This window comes from Planctobacterium sp. AWM4_229 (assembly GCF_056160305.1).
This window is the reverse complement of sequence record NZ_JBSWWX010000005.1, coordinates 12,350-32,227: the sequence shown is the minus strand read 5'-3', so window position 1 is coordinate 32,227 and position 19,878 is coordinate 12,350. Positions and strand designations below refer to the sequence as shown.

The 19,878-nt window shown below is 41.8% G+C and carries 21 protein-coding genes; 9 read left to right on the top strand and 12 right to left on the bottom strand.

The window, feature by feature from the left end:
* The 9 genes from ACXAGP_RS11835 to ACXAGP_RS11795 all read left to right on the top strand — a co-directional run bounded on the left by ACXAGP_RS11835 (nucleotide 1) and on the right by ACXAGP_RS11795 (nucleotide 9,776).
* The gene (locus ACXAGP_RS11835; protein WP_475261600.1) at nucleotides 1–768 is read left to right on the top strand and encodes a WbqC family protein; all 768 of its coding nucleotides are present in this window, start codon (nucleotides 1–3) and stop codon (nucleotides 766–768) included.
* 75 nt (nucleotides 769–843) lie between these two features.
* Complete coding sequence (locus ACXAGP_RS11830) at nucleotides 844–1,821, top strand: sulfotransferase (protein ID WP_475261598.1); 978 nt, start codon at nucleotides 844–846, stop codon at nucleotides 1,819–1,821.
* A gap of 58 nt (nucleotides 1,822–1,879) precedes the next feature.
* Entirely contained in the window at nucleotides 1,880–2,596 is a 717-nt protein-coding gene (locus ACXAGP_RS11825; protein ID WP_475261597.1) for a hypothetical protein, read from the top strand.
* A complete protein-coding gene (locus tag ACXAGP_RS11820) occupies nucleotides 2,589–3,257 on the top strand; it encodes a class I SAM-dependent methyltransferase (protein WP_475261595.1) in 669 nt (222 codons plus the stop codon). Before ACXAGP_RS11825 ends, ACXAGP_RS11820 begins: the two co-directional genes overlap by 8 nt.
* Nucleotides 3,258–3,391: 134 nt before the next feature.
* The gene (locus tag ACXAGP_RS11815; protein ID WP_475261594.1) at nucleotides 3,392–4,432 is read left to right on the top strand and encodes a hypothetical protein; all 1,041 of its coding nucleotides are present in this window, start codon (nucleotides 3,392–3,394) and stop codon (nucleotides 4,430–4,432) included.
* Nucleotide 4,433: 1 nt separating this feature from the next.
* Nucleotides 4,434–5,978 (top strand): hypothetical protein, encoded by a 1,545-nt coding sequence (locus ACXAGP_RS11810; RefSeq protein ID WP_475261592.1) that lies wholly within the window; start codon nucleotides 4,434–4,436, stop codon nucleotides 5,976–5,978.
* 29 nt (nucleotides 5,979–6,007) lie between these two features.
* Entirely contained in the window at nucleotides 6,008–7,519 is a 1,512-nt protein-coding gene (locus tag ACXAGP_RS11805) for a GSCFA domain-containing protein (RefSeq protein WP_475261590.1), read from the top strand.
* Nucleotides 7,520–7,586: 67 nt separating this feature from the next.
* Nucleotides 7,587–8,756, top strand: coding sequence for a glycosyltransferase family 4 protein (locus ACXAGP_RS11800; RefSeq protein ID WP_475261588.1), 1,170 nt, complete (start codon nucleotides 7,587–7,589; stop codon nucleotides 8,754–8,756).
* A gap of 60 nt (nucleotides 8,757–8,816) precedes the next feature.
* Complete coding sequence (locus tag ACXAGP_RS11795) at nucleotides 8,817–9,776, top strand: class I SAM-dependent methyltransferase (protein WP_475261586.1); 960 nt, start codon at nucleotides 8,817–8,819, stop codon at nucleotides 9,774–9,776.
* A 65-nt stretch (nucleotides 9,777–9,841) separates the two neighbouring features.
* On the opposite strand, the gene ACXAGP_RS11790 is transcribed toward ACXAGP_RS11795, so the two are convergent.
* From ACXAGP_RS11790 to pseI, 12 genes are read right to left on the bottom strand one after another with little or no spacing between them, the layout of a single operon-like run.
* Nucleotides 9,842–10,192, bottom strand: coding sequence for a hypothetical protein (locus ACXAGP_RS11790; protein ID WP_475261585.1), 351 nt, complete (start codon nucleotides 10,190–10,192; stop codon nucleotides 9,842–9,844).
* Nucleotides 10,193–10,202: 10 nt separating this feature from the next.
* Nucleotides 10,203–11,165, bottom strand: a complete 963-nt coding sequence (locus tag ACXAGP_RS11785; RefSeq protein ID WP_475261583.1) for a stealth family protein — start codon at nucleotides 11,163–11,165, stop codon at nucleotides 10,203–10,205.
* A 38-nt stretch (nucleotides 11,166–11,203) separates the two neighbouring features.
* On the bottom strand, nucleotides 11,204–11,665 hold the full coding sequence (locus tag ACXAGP_RS11780; protein WP_475261582.1) for an adenylyltransferase/cytidyltransferase family protein: 462 nt from the start codon (nucleotides 11,663–11,665) through the stop codon (nucleotides 11,204–11,206).
* 8 nt (nucleotides 11,666–11,673) lie between these two features.
* A complete protein-coding gene (locus ACXAGP_RS11775; protein WP_475261580.1) occupies nucleotides 11,674–12,582 on the bottom strand; it encodes a LicD family protein in 909 nt (302 codons plus the stop codon).
* A gap of 9 nt (nucleotides 12,583–12,591) precedes the next feature.
* A complete protein-coding gene (locus tag ACXAGP_RS11770; protein WP_475261578.1) occupies nucleotides 12,592–13,806 on the bottom strand; it encodes an acyl-CoA reductase in 1,215 nt (404 codons plus the stop codon).
* Nucleotides 13,787–14,857 (bottom strand): LuxE/PaaK family acyltransferase, encoded by a 1,071-nt coding sequence (locus ACXAGP_RS11765; RefSeq protein WP_475261576.1) that lies wholly within the window; start codon nucleotides 14,855–14,857, stop codon nucleotides 13,787–13,789. The genes ACXAGP_RS11770 and ACXAGP_RS11765 overlap by 20 nt, the downstream gene beginning before the upstream one ends.
* Nucleotides 14,854–16,212: an AMP-binding protein gene (locus ACXAGP_RS11760; protein WP_475261574.1), complete on the bottom strand. Its 1,359-nt coding sequence runs from the start codon at nucleotides 16,210–16,212 to the stop codon at nucleotides 14,854–14,856. Before ACXAGP_RS11760 ends, ACXAGP_RS11765 begins: the two co-directional genes overlap by 4 nt.
* 15 nt (nucleotides 16,213–16,227) lie before the next feature.
* The gene (locus tag ACXAGP_RS11755) at nucleotides 16,228–16,977 is read right to left on the bottom strand and encodes an SDR family NAD(P)-dependent oxidoreductase (RefSeq protein ID WP_475261573.1); all 750 of its coding nucleotides are present in this window, start codon (nucleotides 16,975–16,977) and stop codon (nucleotides 16,228–16,230) included.
* A gap of 13 nt (nucleotides 16,978–16,990) precedes the next feature.
* The gene (locus ACXAGP_RS11750; RefSeq protein ID WP_475261572.1) at nucleotides 16,991–17,230 is read right to left on the bottom strand and encodes an acyl carrier protein; all 240 of its coding nucleotides are present in this window, start codon (nucleotides 17,228–17,230) and stop codon (nucleotides 16,991–16,993) included.
* The gene (locus ACXAGP_RS11745; RefSeq protein ID WP_475261571.1) at nucleotides 17,227–17,778 is read right to left on the bottom strand and encodes a GNAT family N-acetyltransferase; all 552 of its coding nucleotides are present in this window, start codon (nucleotides 17,776–17,778) and stop codon (nucleotides 17,227–17,229) included. The genes ACXAGP_RS11750 and ACXAGP_RS11745 overlap by 4 nt, the downstream gene beginning before the upstream one ends.
* Nucleotides 17,768–18,811 (bottom strand): UDP-2,4-diacetamido-2,4,6-trideoxy-beta-L-altropyranose hydrolase, encoded by a 1,044-nt coding sequence (pseG, locus tag ACXAGP_RS11740; protein WP_475261569.1) that lies wholly within the window; start codon nucleotides 18,809–18,811, stop codon nucleotides 17,768–17,770. The genes ACXAGP_RS11745 and pseG overlap by 11 nt, the downstream gene beginning before the upstream one ends.
* On the bottom strand, nucleotides 18,808–19,878 hold the full coding sequence (pseI, locus tag ACXAGP_RS11735; protein ID WP_475261568.1) for a pseudaminic acid synthase: 1,071 nt from the start codon (nucleotides 19,876–19,878) through the stop codon (nucleotides 18,808–18,810). The genes pseG and pseI overlap by 4 nt, the downstream gene beginning before the upstream one ends.

Genomic DNA, 19,878 nt, shown 5'->3' with positions numbered 1-19,878 from the left:
TTGAACAAAGAACGCAACAGAGTAGTCGCTATTCACCAACCAAATTTTTTTCCCTGGCTGGGGTTTTTCGCCAAAGCTATTCGCAGCGACAAATTTGTACTGCTTGATCACGTTCAGTACTCAAATAAAAATGCTGGTACCTGGACCAACAGAGTAAAACTAATGAATGCAGGTCAAGCCAAGTGGTTGACCGCGCCGATAGATAGAAGATTCAGCGGTGTAAAACCAATAAACGAGATTCAATTTTCGTCTGACAAGCCATTCCAAAAGAAATTGATAAATCAGCTTCATGTAAACTACAGGAATCATCAATTTTATGACGAAATCATGGCTGATATAGCAATATGTCTGTCATACGAAACGGATTTATTAGCCGCATTTAATATCCACACCATAATGTTTTTTTGTACTAAATTAGGAATTGAACCAGAAAAAATTGTGCTTTCCAGCGAAATTTCATTACCCATAGAGGCACGTAGCAATGAATTATTGGTACAGATAGTGCGGGAGTTGGGCGGCGATACCTACCTGAGCGGTGATGGTGCCGATGGGTATCAAGACGAAAACTATTACCAGCAACAAAATCTCTTGCTTCAGAAACTCAAATTTAAACATCCCATATACCCGCAACTAGATAGTCCGGTATTTATACAGGGGCTATCTTCAATTGACGCTTTGATGAATGTGGGATGGCGAGGATTAAAATGTTTAATAACGGAACCAGCTCTTGACGAATCAACGCTGGGAAAAATAGAGGTTAGTAACTAGTGCAGTTAGCAATGAATAATCAAAGCATCATAGACATTTGTTACCAGTTGGCGAATAAAGCAGTGAGGCAGTTCCGTGGATGACGCTGAATTTCTGGAGTTATTAAATGCAAAACCATTTGCGTTGAATAATTCTTTAAAGCAATCCTCTGCGGATGTTCCCCATATATGGGTCATTGGCTTACCTCGTTCCGGTACGACGCTGACCATGCAATTACTTTGTCAATACCTCGATATCGGATATATCAACAACCTCATGGCACGCTTTTGGGCCTCTCCCTTTGTCGGCGCATGTTTATCTAAAATTATTTTAGGCGATAGAAACCAATCTTCATTTGTCTCTGTCTATGGGAAAACGGGAGAACCGCACGGCCCCCATGAATACTCTTATTTCTGGCATGATCTATTAGGTATAGCAGACCACACCGATATTGATTTTGCCAGAATAGCGCATGATTGTAACTGGATGAATGTAAAACAAACTCTCAATAACATAGCGCATAATCTTAATAAAAATATGATGGTCTACAAGGCACTTTGGCCCGCCTATTTTGCTGATGTGTTTGCAGAAATATTTCCAAATTCCATTTTTGTTGTTATTGAGCGCTCTGTAATAGATGTAGCTTGTTCTTTGGCGTTAGCAAGGGAAGCTTACTACGGAGATCGAAATTGTTGGTGGAGTATGACCTACCCCGGCTACCAAAAAACACTTGAGTTGCCCTACGAAGATCAAATTGCAATTCAACTAAGAGAGTTGACCCATATTTGGGCTGGTAAATTAGCAAAAATCGCAGACAACAGGAAAATACAGGTGAATTATGAGGATTTGTGCAGGCAACCTAACGATTTCCTTGAGCGGGTTAAAAGTACAACCCAAAACTTAGGGGTTGAGCCTCCAACGATTCTGGCACCACCCTCGAATTCTTTTACGCCACTTGTAAACTCAATTGAAAAAAGCGGATTAAACAAAATCGAAAAAGCGATAGCTACACATTTCCCTACAGGGCATGGCCTGATGCCACTATCACAAAAATTGAATACCAGAGCAGAATAATGAATGTGTTATTAATGAGTATTCATTGTCTGGAGACCGCAGCTGGAGTGAGAAGCAAATGAATATATTTGAACGGTTAGATTTTTCAGAAACACACCTAACCAAGGTGAGAAGTAGTTTGTATCACAGCGACAACGAAGGATTCTATATTTATAAGGATTTTCTACAGAAAGATGAAACTGCTCACCTCAGAAATATTTGGTTGCGGGAGCAAATTAAAGAACTTTTTCCACTGCGCGATACCAATAAACCCATTAAGTTTGGAATGGAAAACTTTAGCTGTGGTGGCAGAGCCCAGATTACGCGTTATAACTTCCCTTGGAACCCTGTAATTGACCAGTTTTCAACGACGTTATCGTTTGCAATTGCTCAATACAAGAACATGATAAGAGCGACAAAGCTTTACAGCGACATTAACTATTATCCCAAGTTGAAACAACAAGAAATGCACACCTTTCGATTTGTTAACACCCGCTCAGGTTCTCCTGTTCAAATGCATCGGGATTACATTAAAGAACACAACTATGGTCCAGATCGCATCCAAGCCACTTTATTTTTAAGTAATTATGGTCAGGATTGGCAATCTGGCGGTTTCCTGTTTCGCAAGAACAATGACCAGCTGGTACTGATGGGAGAAGATGTGCCCTTGGCAGCAGGCGATTTAATCCTATGGCGCCATCACAACGAACACGGTGTACAGAATGTAGAATCAAGCACTGAACAAACTGGATTTTCACGCATGTTATTTCTAGATGAGGTGGTGGTTCATGACTGACTCAAAAACGCTAACAAGCGTTCCTATGCAAACGCTTTTCGATGCGGCAGTTGAAGCGAACGTGCCTCCTTCAAAGTACTTTTTTGATTGGAATAACAATAGTCATTGGCAATTTAACCTCCTGCGAGACTTTGGATTAACGCCAGATAGTAACGTCTTAGATGTCGGGTGTGGTGCGATGCGCTTGGGAACAACCTTGGTACCGACTCAAAAAAAAGGAATTTACGCGGGTATTGATGCTCATCGTGCCTATATTGAAACTGGCAAAAATATATTCGAAAAAATTGGCTACAAAATAGATGAGTCGTTATTTCTGGTCAATGCTGAATTCGACTTATCGGCTATCAACCACAGATTTGACTTTGCTATTTCTCAGTCAGTACTAAACCATTTGTCACGTGAACGCATCAACTCCTGTCTGGCGGCAGTAAAAGAAAAAATGAAGCCCGGTGGTATCTATGTGGTCACTTACAATGAAATTGGCACGAACCCTCCCTTGGGAATTTACTATCAAAATCTGATACCGATGGAACTACCGTCATTTAGTGTGAAAGAAGGGGAACAATACTTTTTAGATTTGGCTGCAAGCCTGAATATTAAATTTGAAAAGCTGAATTGTGCTCACAGCACAGGCCAAAAAGTGGGGGCATTTTACTTTTAGGTGAATTCTGAATTTTACGAAGCGCTGCAAATTATTGTCGTTAAACATTTAATTTCCAGAGCCGATAAAAAACAAACACGGTGGACAATAAAGCGAAGTTAGCATTGAAAAAACGATGCCAAGTACAAAGATGAATGGTTAAAAAGACAATGTTCCAAAAAGTACCTGAATGGTTAAAGCAAGAAAACGAACAAAGGCAATGGCCCTACAAAAGAAATCTGGAAGATGAAGCGTTTCTTCGCGCTTTCAATAATGACCTAAAGGGTATTGAAGCCGAATTCCCATGCCCTGATGAGGAGCCTCATCCTCTAATGCTGTTTTACGGATTGCCTCGTTGTGGAAAGACATTTTTCTCTCAAGTGATGCGGCATTGTTTCGATATTGAAGTTGTTGACAACCTCGTTGCTCGATTTTGGGATGCCCCCTGTGTTGGAGCGAGATTATCTAAAGTCCTTAATGTAAAATCAGTACAAACGAGCTTCAATTCAAACTATGGTAAGACTGGTAGCTTGGGAGATCCTCACGATTTTGCCTATTTCTGGCAAAAGTGGCTTAAAATCGACTCTTGGCCCTACGACCCCAGATCTTCGAGAGCTTCAATAGATTGGCGCCAACTTGGAGAACAATTACGTCGATTGAGTGCAGAGTGGAACAAGCCCGGATTAATGAAAGGCGTTCTCCCTTCCTATCACATTGCGCAATTTCATAAAGCCTACAAAAATACACAGTTCATCTTTCTTGAACGTGACCTGCTTGATGTCTCTTACTCATTACTCAGAGGCCGCCATGAAAATTATGGTGATTTTAATCGCATATATGGACAGGTCAGCGATCCTGAAGCCTATTCCAGATATTCATCAATGACACCATATGACAGCATTGCTTGTCAGTTAAAAGATCTTTTGAAGATGTACCGTGAACAAGAAAAACAATGCCTTACTGGTGAAATTACAACGATCAATTACAGAAATTTATGTGACTCTCCAAATGAAGTGGCGGAGAAACTCGCTGAAGTCTTAAAGGATAATTTTGATTATGACTTGCCTATACGCCAGTCAATGCATATGAACAATGTAAAACTATCCACTCATGATTTGAATAAAGAGCACGTAAGGGAGCTTGCAACCGCACTAGAAAAACAGGGACTTCCTTTATATGGCCCCTACCGGAACTGATATGGAAATACTGGCAATTCTCTGGTTAGCTTTTCTGACAAGAATTCTATTTCTAATAGAACCCCAAAAGAATTCGACTTCGGATCTATTAGGTAGCCTTTATCAAACTCAGCGACAAAAAGGACATCACTGGATAAATGAGCGGCCTATTGCTGCCGTACAAAATGGCGTGCTCCTGAATTCTCCACTTAGCATGTGGTTAACCAGCCGTTTTCCAAGAGCTAGCTGGATGTTTGTTGGCAGTACCATCTCCATAGGTAGTGACCTGTTGTTGATATATGGTCTGTTTGTCATGCTTGAGCAATCTGACATCGCAAGAATGTTCCAGTTTATGAATGTTTCTGCTGCTGGATGGGGCGCCATTCTATTGGCCTTTTCTCCGGCACTATTTCCGGTTACAGCTAGACTACGGGGAGGCATAAAAGCACGCTCTCTTGGTTTATTAATTTGTACTTGCTATTTGTTCTTCCTTTATAAGTTTATTGTGGAGGCCCAGTTTTTATACGCACTTGTATGTGTACTGCTGACACCGGTTATCATCCTTTCATCGATATTTGGAAGTCAAGCACTGCTCGGAATAGGCCTCTGCTTGAGTATCATGTATGCAAGCTGGCAAATTTTATTAATTCTGTTTCTGGGATTGCTTTTGTCAGGTATCCCAAGCCCTCTTAAGTCGCACAAAGTTATTGAGTTCAAAATAGCACATTATCAAATGTATATGACCCTGGTGAAGAACGGCTATTTAGGCACAAGAAACAATCTATCAACACTGCTGCACCATGTGTTAAATGTGCATCGACGGCCTTACGCATTCTGTAATTATTTGCTAAATCAATTTTCTCCATTTGCAGCACTGTGGAGTATTGGAAATTTCCTGTTGATAATTTACTTCCTGGATGCTTTTACATTGGGAAAAGCGAATCTCCTTTCCTTTAGTCTGTCTGTTTTTGCTGCAACAGTCTTGTTATTTTTTATCACATCGTTTCGCCGTCTCCTTTTTTTAGGTGAAGCCGAGCGCTATTTTGAATTTGCCACCCCCTTTTTGGCATTTGTTGCTATTGCATTTGTAGCACAACATCCAGCCCACTCCTGGTTACTTAGTTTTTCACTGGTAATATCCCTGACCATTATTTTTTGCAACTATTTCTTTATGAACTGGAAATTACTGGCGAATCAGCTTTGCTTACCGGAATCCCCATACAGCGAAGCGTTGCTTAAATTTCTAAAAGAACATGATTTCAATGCGGTTACTTTTCCCTTAAAAATGGCCCGTTCATTGCCGTTTTATCAACCCGATTCAAAAGTGAGCTATTACCAGCGATTAGTATTTGATGGAATCAATGGCCACAAGAAAGCAATGGAAGAAATTGCAAGTAATGATTATGAAATGTCTGATCTGAGTAATCTCCAGATTTTGAAAGAAAGATATAAAGTTGAAAACGTTGTGGTTGATACACGAGTTGCATCGGAGTTCCTTTTGCAAAAACTTTCAACGCTAGAAAATATTTTCGACGACGGCATTGTCAAGATTTATAAAATCCAATAGCACGATGAGTAATTCCATACAGGTGATTTATGTTAGATATCGTATTTTCAGATAAAAAGAGAATCACGCCATGCTCGATTCATATTAATGACCGAGAACTTTTTGACACATTAGATAAGAACGTTGTATGTATTGGAAGTTGCTTTGCCGAAGCCATTGCCAATCACCTATCAGATCTCGGCATAAATACCTACTACGAACTTAAAAGTTGCTACCGATTCAGCGCTAAAAGTCTCGCTGACTATTTGCATTGGGTGGGTAGAGAAAAGGCAACAAATAGTGATTTGATTACTCAAAACTTTTACTTCTCTTCTGATAATCAGCTCGTGCGCTCCTTGAGACATACAGATTTATTCGATAGTGCCGACAATTACGAATATTTGAAGAGCAAATGTGATGAAATAGACAAGCGCTTCGTGGAAAAAATGCGTCAGGCTGATTTGGTTATTGTTACATTAGGCACAAACCGTTATTTGAGACATATAGATACAGGCACAGTGATTACCAATGTGGGAGGCATCACAAATAACAAACGTGAGGTTATTGATCCTACAACTGAAGAAACAAAACAAGATGTCCAGTCAATAATTGAAAATGTCAGCAAGCTAGCCCCCCCGGGAACGCCACTTATGTTTACTGTCAGCCCACAAAGATATGGCTGGGCTCCAATCGGAAACTACATGGATGATAGAGAAGTAAGAACGTCTGACAAATTTACGGTATCGCACGATGGTATAGTGGCTAATAGTTACGACAAGGCAAAGTTGAGAGTCTGTTTGCAAGATTGCTTGGAATCATCTAGCAACAATGACAAAGATCTCATGTATTTCCCATCTTTCGAGATGGTTTTAGATGAACTGCGTCATCTGGATAATTTTGGCCGAAGAGACAAAGATTTTGGCCATGTGTCCAGGGACACTTCGGCATATGTAATCAATAGATTCGCCAACGCCTATTTAAATAAAGACATTCAACACTTTTATGTTAAGTACAAGGCCAATATCAAGTTAATTGGTAATATGCGATTCGAAAGTGCAGAAGAGTTCGAGAAGGTAATATCAAGCCACCTGGAGCTGCTAAAAGATAATGCGAAATACGGCATCCCCGCTTCTCTGCTAGAATTAATAGCAAGTACTATCGAAAAATTTCCTATCAAATTAAGCTCTTTGCAAAACAAGTTGCAAGAAGTTAGACAGGTTTTAACAGATACAAAAGTCCAATCAAGAAATGACTTAGTCGCTCAGCTCTATAAAAATGTGGATGCCATTGAGCCGGATCGCAAAGTGCTAATTTATGGAACAGGTGACACCGCAATTGATGTATTAAAAAACACTCGAATACTCGAAGGTAATGTCCTTGCTTTTGTGGGAAAAGCCTCCAACGAGAAAGATTTCTTCTTTGGAAAACCATTGGTTAATCCGGCAAAATTGCACGAAATGAGCTTCGACAACATAATCGTAGCCGCAATAGAGTCTCGTGAAGATATCACTACAATGCTCAAATCTCTGGATATCGATATAGCAAAAGTGGTGACATGCTAGAAATGGTACATGAACGTCAAATGATTCAACAAAGCCAGGTAATAATCCACTATCAGAAACAGATGTGATGGAAAAAAATAAGTTGGATGTCGCGGTGTTTTCGCATACTACCAGCATTCATGTTAAAAACCGTTATCGTTTCCTGCAAGACTTAGGACATAACAGCCAAATCATTTGGCCAAAAGCACCAGCGAAAAGCCTCTGGAGGTTATTGCCCGGTATTATCAAAGCCAAAGCGGATATATACCACTGCCACTACGCTTACTCTAAAGTAACCATGTTCGCCTTTTTAACCGGAAAATTTCCATTGTTAATAAGTACCATGGGTGGAGATGTGTTGTTAGAAGAGCAGTGGGATGCGAGTCTAATTGACAAAAAGATTACCAGATTGTTGCTGAAGCATGCTGACGGAGTAACCGCTAAAAGCGATTATAATCGCAAAGTGATTGCAGCGCTGGGAAGACCTGAGAGAGATACCATGGTGCTTAATTGGGGTGTCGAAACTAGCCTGTTTCGAACCATATATCCGACTCCCACATTTGGTAAAATTTCTCCAGATCAAAAAGTCATATTACATCCAAGGGGGCTAGAGCCGATTTACAATGTCCCTTTGATGCTTGAAGCTTTGCGTAAGGTCATAAATGATGGCCAGGAAGTCAAGTTGTTGCTACCAAAGGCATCGGGTTCCCCCCACATAAAGGCAATTTGGCAGAAAATAGAAGCGCTTTCTTTGACCCAATACGTCATTGGGGCTGCTGACTATTCACCGCAAGAGATGAACACTTTATACAATCGCGCCAATCTTGTTATCAGCATTGCAAAAAGTGATGGCATTCCCATGACAGTTTTGGAAGCATTGGCAACGGGTACTCCCGTTATTTTGGGAAAACTTCCGCATCTACAACAAGAGTTTGATGACCGCGTTGTAGAGTGGACCGAATTAGATGCTGATAGCATTGCGACCACCATCAAATTCGCGCTCGAAAATGATAGTTGCGATGCCGCTATGCAACGAAGAGAGTTTGTAGAAAAACATTATAATAGTGCGCGCGAACTGGAAAAATACAATGCCGAGTTATATCGGCTCGCATGCATCAAACCAGCAAAAAAGTGGCTACCCAGATGTACCTTGCTGGGATTAATGCTTGTCAGTAGTCTTCTTAAGATAGCCACGGCCCTCTTAGGCAGACAAACAATGAAATGGGCTTATCTGAGGCCAGATTACCCGGATAAATAAGAACAAACAGGATAAACGCTTTTGTTAAAAGGGCTCCGAAATAACAAAGAGTATACAAACATGACAGGTACACTTGAAAACATTTTTTCTAAACCTTGTAGCTCAGAAAATGGATTATTCATCGTGGAGGATAACTCCACATTAGAAAATCAAAAACAAACAAATAAGGCCTTTTCCCAGAAATGGACAGAATACAGTCAAGAGCAAATATCTGAGCAGCAAAAACTGTTTGATTTTCAAAAACAGTGGTATTTGAAACTATATGGTTTTGAAAGCGAGAGTGCACTTGCGGAATTTTTACAATCTAAAGCGGTAATACTCGATGCAGGTTGTGGATTGGGCTACAAAGCAAAGTGGTTTTCAGAATTGAGTCCATCCTCTATGGTTATTGGCATAGATTTTTCAGACGCAGCGGCTATCGCCGCCGAAAGGTATAAAGAAAACAATAACTTGTTTTTTGTAAAAGGTGATATTGCTAACACCTATTTCAACAACAACAGTATTGACTATGTTAGCTGTGATCAAGTTATCCACCACACGGAAAATGTTGCTAAAACTTATGAAGAGTTAGTAAGGGTCCTTAAACCTGGTGGTGAATTGGCTGTGTATGTGTACGCTAAAAAAGCGTTACCGCGCGAGTTAATTGATGATTACTTCAGAGAAGCCTCTAAAACCATTTCCCACGAGGATATGAAAACATTCAGTGAACAGATGACACTATTAGGGAAGCAACTTTCAGAATTAAACATTCAATTAGACGTTCCAGACATACCGTTACTCGGTATCAAGGGTGGAGAGATGGATTTACAGCGTTTCATTTACTGGAATTTTCTAAAATGCTTTTGGAATTCCGATCTCGGCTGGTCGACTTCAGTTACAACAAACTATGATTGGTATTCACCTTCTAATGCGTTTCGTTATAGTCAGGAAGAGTTTTTACAGTTTGCAAAGAATAATGGTCTGACAACGACGTTTCTACACACAGAAGAAGCGTGCCACACCGGCAGATTTCAAAAATAAATAACTAAAGCGCTCATAGGGGGACTCCCCCTTCCGCGCAAAATACTCTTTATTGGTATCTTTAGTTAATCTGACAATCCAATTAATTGGCCCGAATAGCCGATTTTTTTGCACTGTGTCTTGATATCTGATTCGAAAGCTTCACTGGCAATCACCAGTGTCTCTATGTCGTGCTCGACTATACTTGAAGGAGGATAAATATGATGCCCCATAAATCTGTGTCCGTTGTCAATAATGGTTGAATCGTACCATGCCGACAATCGTACGCCACGGTCACTTAATCGTTGTACAACCGCGATCCCCAAATCCCCCATGCCAAAAACAGCAACTTCACTCAGATTTAGTTTTTGTATCTTGTCCACTAACACGACTTCCGCTGGTGTAAAAAAACGATAAATTTTAGATAAACCTATCATCACGGCCCCTTTATCCAAGCTCACAAGATAATGCGGGCCCGCAAATAGTGCTCAAGCGCAATAATATTTCGGGCATTCGCGCAATAAGTGATTGGATTTCGTTTATACAGAACATCTTTCGTTGTCCACTTCGAATCAATTCGAACAGAAAATTGATTTTTTCTTCACTACCGATACGGCATAACTCGCAACTAAAATGCACCATTTGCACAGTATCTTCCATTACCCCTTTATTTTTGGCAATACAAAAGTGATTATATAGAGACTCCACTAAGAACTGCTCTTCGTGTCGAAAGCGATAGGAGATGTTCCTCTGAAATTGATATGAAAACTGGCTTTCCAAATGGTACATATCAGATTTACAAAAAGGTAAAAAGCCATGGCTTGGCATTATAAATCTATCCGCTGAATAGCCCATCATTGCTGCACCATTTAGGATACCTTGCTGATTCAACCCAGCGGGCCTCTGCTGTTTCGATATCCAGTCACCATATATGACAGGGCGCAAACCATTAAAGAAAAAGGATTTGTCCACTCTCCCACCTAACATGACATCGTCATTACCAACGAGATAGTATTCACTCAACCTTTCAAGCCTATGCAATCTGCTGGTAATCGCTCTGGAATTAAAGGTGGGAAGATACTCCTGGCAACCGTGAAAAAGTTCTTGATGGGAGACAAACTCAATTCGCTCTTGAGAAACTAAACTGGTATTCAAAAAACCTGGAAATTGATTATCTGTAACCACAAAAATTTTATTATACCAAGGAGCGTAGTTCACTATTGAGCGAAGACAAAAACGCAGTTCATCATGTTGAATAAACCTTAAGTCATCAAATGATTGTTCTTTATTTGATGCATCTTGAAGTGAAAACGACTTTAAATAATGCTTCCGCTTTTCGACATGAGCGGGATCAGCACCATCAACCCAATATATTACAAAGTCTATTTTCTGCGGAAGCTCGTTATCCATTGGCACCATCAACTTTCTTCACATTAAGTTACCCAGTGTCAATCAAGCGCCTTAACAATGTTCAAAACACTATCCAGCCCTGCTTTTATCGCCTTGATCTTTTCGCTATCCAATGATGACAAAGCCCTTTTCACTTCAGTTGAAGAAATGCTGGGAGTTCGAGGTAAATACACGACTTTGCAACGCGCTTCTAATTCGTCAAACTTTCCCTGCCAATCTTCGCCAATACCAAAAATACTGACATCATACTGCTTAATATCGCTTTCTTTTTGTTCCCAATTGGATTCAGGAATAACCCGGTCGACACATTCAAGAGCCGAGACAATCTCAGCCCGTTCCTGATATGAATAAACGCTCTGCTTACCCTTTAATTGATTAAACTCGTCGGTGGAAACCCCCACAATCAATTCGTCTCCCAAGGCACGTAAACGGCGTAACATACGCAAATGACCGATGTGAAATAAATCGAAGGTACCATAGGTTAAAACGACTTTAGGCATGATTACTCTCAATAAACCGTAGCATTTTTCAACATACTTAGATTCCAATCTCTGACTGGTGTTTGCCAATCTCCGTAATGAGAGGTTAGATATTCTTCGACACTCTGAGGAAAGCGAATGGTTTGCTGCTTAAATTCATACTCTACGGTATTGAGTAGGTGCGAAGCAGGCATTGAGATACCGCGAGAAGCTAAACTGTAGTCCATCCTGTCACCGTCTATGTATTTGACGAAAAAGTCCATCATCGGCAACTCAATTTCACTATTAACAGGTTGTAATTTGAAGCTTCGGATTGCGCCTTCAGGTACAGCTTTATAGCGCTTTGTCGAAATGTGTTCTGTTAGTTTCCACTGACACTGGAACTCTTGACTTAGTTGCATCATCGCCACGTTCATAGCCTTTTTGAGCTCATCCAAATCATCGGCATTAACAGCCAAATCAAGATCATCATCCCATGGAATCAGGCGTCCATCTCGAAAGATACCCAGCAACGTTCCGGCATCTACATAATAGTTTACTGCATTCTCATTAAGGCACTGGGTTACCGTAAAAAGTACACGCAGGGCATTGCACTGGGTATCTGCGGATTGCCCCAAAGACACGGACTTGAGCATACGGGCAGGCAAAATCACAATACTTTCCCGGCTAATAGCAAAACGGGCGACTAATTGGTTGCTGATTTGTTCAAAATACTCACTGGCTATCAAGACAAAATCAAAAACAGCCGTTCTGAGATGTTCTGGACTAAACACGGTATAACCCAATATTTCTTCCCCAATTTTTGCTGTGTCATTGTCAATAAATCCCTTGACCCGGACCGACTCTTCAAGGTTTTCCAGCGCTGAACTACCAGCAAGACCTGCCCCAAAAATAAAGACAGATTTATCACGTAGTTTATCTAAATCGCTATTCATCATACTTCGTTGTTAACTTACCGTGATTGTTTTTGATAGCTGAGAAAATAAATCATAACCATCCCAGATGACATCGAATTCAAGTGCGCTCCCCAGAGGAACCACCCTATCTATTGCATTTATCGGCATCTGCTTTACTAAGCTTAATAAGCGCTCTTTCTCGACGCCGAAATAACTAATTGTTTGACATTTTTCGTCAATATATTCAATTACTTGTTCCGGTGTTGTCAAATTAACCCAAAACAGCTGAGATTCCCCTGCGTGCCAACTTAACATTGAAGGGGAAAAGTCTCGCAGCTGCAAAACTTGAGTGTTGGGTAAACTAATAACGCCTTGCAATACCCCTTTTGCGCCTAACAATTGCTCTGTAACAAGATGATTTACCGTTCTGCCGGGGCTAAAGTTGTTCTTGCTTCCCAATTTATTTATTTCTTCGAGCAACCTTTGTGGCGTTTCTGCATTTTCCGAGCAACAAAAGACGACTTTAGGAGAACTGCAAGCTCGTTGCGAAAAAGCACTGATATCACGGGACAGTGCCTCAGCGAAACGACACTCATCTTGTAACTCATCAATGTCAACAATACTGATGGAATATTTATCCGAAAAAACAATATCCCGACAATCAACACGACAAGGCAGTTGGCGGATATGCGCTATTGAATCATCACTCCCCCATAACATCCTGGCACTTACCCTACGCGAGATAAACTCTGTTACCGCATCATTATGGGGCCAACTCACGAACAGGTTATTTTGTGCGACGGTGCGATGTTCTGGTTGACTCAGCAGCTCTGCCAGAATGGTCACTAGTTGAGTTTTCATCTCTGATTCAACCTGCGAAGCACGCACGATATTTGTATTCCCCATCAGAAGCGATAAGACCCAACTGTAAAAAAATTGGATATCGACATTGGAGGGCGCGATATGCAATACACAGCCCAAGGGTTTATTGACAATGTCGTCATCGCAGCGAAATTGCCGTTCAAACTTTTTTAACTGAGCGGGCCGAATCCAATAGCCTAAACTGACCAGCTCTGGACTCAATTCAGTGTTTACACCTTTGAGTAGTCTGGTACTTAGCTGGTTTAAAAAGGCGATTGTCACATTAGAAAAGGGGGACAATAGTGGTGCATCCAACACGAATTCAACAGGGCAACCTTCCCGCTTATTTGCCAGCGGCGCCACCAGATATTCGATTTCATTCAGATTATTGTGCGACTGTATCACTGCATCCCCTAACTTCCGCTTTAGCCATTCTACCCGCCACACTAAAGTACTTGCCTTTGCGACCACATGAACAGTCGTCTACCCCGAGAATCGTGCCCAAATCTTCAGTTAACAAAGAATTGCCCGGATAACTGCTTGGAACAATTGATAGCACCTGAATAACACCTTGCACATTATCAGGCACTACAGCCAATGAAATCGGGTCTCGAACAATGATATCGGCATAGACTGGCGCGTGTAGGTGACCTTGCTCACATTCCACAAATATTGACCCCACTTGCTCTGCCATTCCATAAAAATTATGCACCTGGCTCAGCCCCAATACATCTTTGCAAGTTTCTTTAAAGGTTGCATTACTCACTTTTTCTGCTTCGAGTTTCTTCCACCCTCCGCTATGCAACAGCATCCCACGACTCAAGTTTAGTCTCAGATTTTGCGCTTTTAAACTCTGGATAAAGTGTTTCCATACCATAAAAGTAAAGCCAAATAGTAAAACAGGTAAATCCCTGTGCTCTTCATTAAATCTTTGCACTACATCAAGGTTTAATGACATATCATCGTTTAGAGCAAATACAGGCTTACGTCCAAATAAAGATATTCCTTGAATACCAGCTCCTCTGGCCGAATAGCTGTCGCGACTATTAACTACTCCAGGATGATCGATGATTAGCATAGGCATTCTTTGCTTACCAATGAAGTCTTGCAAAACCTTTACAAGCACCTTAGATTGTCTGCGACTAGTTTCCTGATCCAGTATGATCTTTGCTGGAACTTGCCCGGTTGTACCAGATGAATACAGAGTTTTAAAAATATCAGAGTCTGCAATACTGCGCAGACTCAAGTGTTTGAAAAGCCGCACTGCCAGATAAGGAAATGTTTCAAGATCCGAAAGCTCAACTTGAGAAAATAGGTTGTTGTATTCGACACAGTGGGTTTGATGATATTGATGTAACGACTTTAGCGTGTCCAATAAACGAAGCTCTTTCTCTGCTTGTGGCATTGAAAATGGCGAAATCTCAAACCAATGCTCCGGTACCAATTGCGGTATCATGCTTTCTCCAGGTCAAAAAGTGAAATAATCGCCTGATAATCGGTTTTTTGATTACTATTCACTGGAAAGTTTTCTAACTGAATAACCTTGATAACGCTGGGGTGAAGCTTTAGTCGCTGACTCAGCTGCTGCTTTATAGCTGCGCAACTGTCTGTTTTTTTCACGGCGACAAACAACTTATCGTCGCTACCACAAACTCTTGCCTCCACTCCTACTGCGTCCAGAAAGTTTTCAACTTCATCCAATCCAATCCTTAGTCCGAAGATTTTTACAAACCGCTTACGACGTCCAACAATATGAAAGTCTCCGTCATCATCCTGCCATGCCAAATCTCCTGTTTTAAGCACATCGACGGGCGAAAACTTACCGAGTCTTTCACGGTTGTCAGCATAGCCCAACATCACATTGGGTCCTTGATAAATCAATTCACCATACTCTGCATCATCAGCTTCTGAATCTTTCAACAACGACAAATGCCCACCTGGGATAGCATTACCGATAGAGCCTGGTTTTCTGGATAATTTATCAGGAGGCAACCAGGCCATTCTGGCGGTAGCTTCTGTTTGACCGTACATAACATAAAAAGCTTTACCTTGCTCCTGCATCCACTGAGCGTAAATACTCGTTAATTCAGGCTTAAGTCTCCCTCCGGCTTGTGTTATGTAACGCAGTGCCGGAAATTGTTTTTGATGGAAGCGCAACTTGTGAAGCATCTCATAGGTATAAGGAACGCCAGCAAAGCTAGTGATACCATCACATTCTAAATGCTGCCAAAAATCTTTGCTGATCACTGAAGTGTCCGTAAGCAGGCAGCGAGCCCCTTGCAATAAATGACTATTGAGCACCGAGAGGCCATAAGAATAATGGCAAGGCAGTGTTGTGATGGTGGTATCGCTATCCAGAATAGGCAAATAAGCACAGATTGATTCGGCGTTGGCTTGTAAGTTAACGTAACTTAACGCCACCTGCTTGGCGGCACCAGTGCTACCAGAAGTGGGCAACAAAACAGCGAGTCGACTATCAACAGGAGGTTGAGAGAAATCGGTATGCTGAACTTCTCCAGACCTGATTAAAGCTTGTGGCTGAAATTTGGCAACGAGTTCGCTACTCATTTCTTCCGCCAAACTAGCATCCAACATCATCACTGCAACCTGCTTTTGCAAACAGGCCAGATAATGCACTATGGTATCGATATCATTTTTACAAAATAAAAAGACCAAAGTCCCCGTGGGCGGCAACTTTGTTTTAGCGTCTGACACTAACGTTTGTAACTGCGCAAAAGAGTAATCGTTACCCTCAAAGGTAAACGCTGTTCGCTCGTTGAAACAATCAGGAAAATGCCAGAACATCGCCATTCAATAATGATCCACCTAAGGTAATGACAACGCGCCGTCGACGCCAATAACTTGCCCGGATACATACACCGCATCGTCCGACAATAAAAATCGAATCACATTGGCCACATCCGAAGCAAGACCGAGTCTTCCAAGCGCAACGTTAGTTCTGATATCTTGCTTTTGTTGCGCATTGTAGTGCGCAGTTAGGTCTGTTTCTATAAATCCTGGAGCAACCGAGTTGACGCGAATACCTGCTACACCAAGTTCTTTGGCTGCAGATTTGGACAACGATGAGAGGCTTGCTTTTGACATCGCATATCCAGCCTGGCCCTTAGCTCCATATTCCCCCACTATACTACCCAGATTAACAATACTGCCTTTCTTTTGGCGCATCATTAGCCTGGAAGCGAACTGTATGTGTTCGAATGCCGCGCTGACATTAATGGCAAACATAGCCTCAAGGTCTTTCTTCCGAGTCATGGCTATTGCTTGTTCTTGCATAACACCAGCGTTATTGACTAATCCATCTAGTTGACCAAATTGTGACTGAATCAACTTAAATTGTTGTTTTAGTGCTTCACTATCAGTTACGTCATATATCAAAGAGTAAAAACGCTCAGAAGATTCTTCATCGATATCGAGCGACAATTTTTCCGCAGTTTCAGCATTGCGACAATTTGCAAGTACTGTTGCCCCGGCTGCAAGACAGCTTTTTACACAAGCCGCACCAATGCCTCGACTTGCACCAGTGATTAAAACAACCTTGTTATCAAGTCCTGGCATAGTAAAACCGTTATTAGAAGGCGACATCGTATTTTTGCAAGATCTCTTGCGCTTTTTGCACAGAGCTCATATCTATGATGTCATCTGTGTCCAACATCACATCGAACACACCTTCAATTTCTGCAATCAATATCATATGTGCAGTCGAATCCCATTCCGCAATCGTGTTGTAGGTTAAATTAGCGGTTACCTGATTTAACTCAATATTCAGTGCGCTGGAAAACGCTTGATATAGCAGTTCTTTATTTGTCATTTAGTTTGTCTCGAGAACAATTTTTTTAAGGTTACCGTGCTAAACAAGTAGCGTTCATAGTCCAATGTGATCAGCACATACTCATTATCTTTATCGACTTCCCGGTAACCAAGTTTAAGGTTATAACTCAATGCAGCCTGATTGTTTATTTTGACTTTGGCACACAACTCTTGTACACCCAAATCTTCAAAGCAGTAATCCAGTAGCAATAGCGAAGGCGCAAAAGCCAGAATGTTGCTACGATAACGTTCATGGCCTATATAAATTCCGGGCTCCAACTTGCTGGCCTGAGCTATCGCTTCACCACCCAACGTTTTGATATTTGCCGAGCCAATGGCTTCTTCTTTGTATTGAATAACAAAGTGCTGTTGGTCTGTACAAGTACGGATATTGTTAAACCAGTTTAATTGCTGTGTGGCCGAGATAATGTCATTTGACACCATCTGTTGTCGCACAAAATCGGAGTTGCGCCACTGGCGTAAGAGTTCCAGGTGATGGCTCTTCACTGGCACCATATCAATTCCATAGCCACTCAATTTAACGCCCATCGAGCCGCTCCGAATCAAGTAGTGAAATTGTATCTAAAATACGCTCGTAACCTCTAGTATCGGCATATTTCTGTGCTGCATCCATCATGGACTGTAATTTAGGTTCATTTTGCCACAACTGTTTTACCCCTGATATAACAGTGACCATCTCTTTCGTTTCCCTGAAATCAAAATACTGGCACCACTGCTGCTTTTCAGAAGCTTGGGCTGCATTGAGTTGATTGTCAGCAACCACTAAAAGCACTGTGGGACAATGCATAGCCAGCAGCTCGAATTGACTAGAGCCCGCTGCAGATAGCGTCAAACGGCTATGAGAAAAAATCGTTGCAAGATCCTGGCAATCGATGACCAGCTGGACTGTTAACAGGGTATTGGCACAGAATAACTTAATCTCTTCTAGTTCCGGGTTATTGCTGGTTGTAACAAGCCTGATTTGGCCGCCAAACTCTTGCAGGCTTAACTCCTGCAAAATTTTCAAAGATAACCCTTGTGGATCCGTCCCTCCCATGACAATGGTAAGAGAGTTTCGGTTAGCCATGGGTTGTGGCAGTTCTGCCAAAAACTCGCGGCGTAACAAACGGTATTGTTCACCAAGGCACAACTGAGCAGCGGGCGCAGTCTTCTCATACCCTAAGGAGTCAGCCCCTCCGGCGCTATTTATAATTAGATCAACTTCTAGCTGGCCTCTATCGTTACAATCGTCAAATAGAACGAGGCTCGCAGGTAACTGCGACATACCTGAAATGTATTGTTCAGTGAATTTATAGCTATCCAGCACAAGCAAAACATCACCCGTAAAATCAACATGTTCATTGAACCAACGATACTCATCGTTAATGGCTAGCTCTTCGGGCAAAGCAATGAGAGAAAAATCCCAGTCGTGACGACTCAAACAAAATGGTATGGATTCAACGGGAACGATAAAGCTACATTTGATGTATTGCTCGCTGAGTGCTTGGGCAAGCGCTACACAGCGCATCAAATGCCCCATCCCAACAGTATTAGAAGCTTCGGTACGAAAATAAGCTCTCATTTAGCGACAACGTGTTCCCAGCTCATGGCTTGCCCTAATTTGAGATCGCAAGCGGCTACTTTACCAAGCAATTCATGATAATGTTTGGGTGCTAGTCCCAAGGCAGGTCGCACCACTTTTAGATTACTTTTGGTAAAGACCTCTCCGGCTTTGATATCAGCAGAAACATAAACAGAACGACGATACTTTTTGGATTTTTGCTCCGCCTCGGAGCCACCGTATTGAACTTGACCTAAAGCTTGCCATGCTGTTTTACTCTCTTCAGCCAACATTTTGAATTCTGCGGGCTCTAGCGAGAATGCTGCATCGACACCACCTGCAGAGCGATCTAATACAAAGTGCTTCTCGATTACCTTTACGCCCAAAGCCACACTGCCAACCGCGGCACCTATTCCACGTGTGTGGTCAGATAAGCCCACAATACAACCAAATTTATTACGAAGATCTGGAATAGTATTCAAATGTGTATTCGTTGGCGCTGCCGGATAGGTACTGGTGCACTTGAGCAATACAAGTTGCTTGCAGCCATTATCATAGGCAGTGGCGACGGCGTCTTCAATCTCTTCAACAGAAGCCATACCTGTCGACATAATCAATGGTTTCTTCTTGGCAGCCGCACAGGCAATCAAAGGTAGATCGGTTAGCTCAAACGAAGCTATCTTGAAGCAAGGAACATCAAGTTCATCTAAAAACTCAACGGCTGCCTCATCGAAAGGCGAGCTAAAAGCAACCAACCCTCTTTTTCGGGCATGTTCAAAAAGCGGTTGATGCCACTCATAAGGCGTAGACGCTTTTTGGTACAAAGAATGTAATTTTTCTCCAGCCCAAAGGCTGTCAGATTCCCCTATGACAAAATCAGTTGCCTCACTATCCAGCGTCATTGAATCCGCAGTATAGGTTTGTAACTTTATGGCATCGACTCCCGCTTCAGCCGCGGCATCGATCATGTCGATAGCTAGCTCAAAACTTTGATTATGATTACCACTCAACTCAGCAATAATAAAAGGTCGGCCGGAACCAATTGAAAATTCACCTATATTGAATTGCTGCTCAAATTGTCTTGCCAT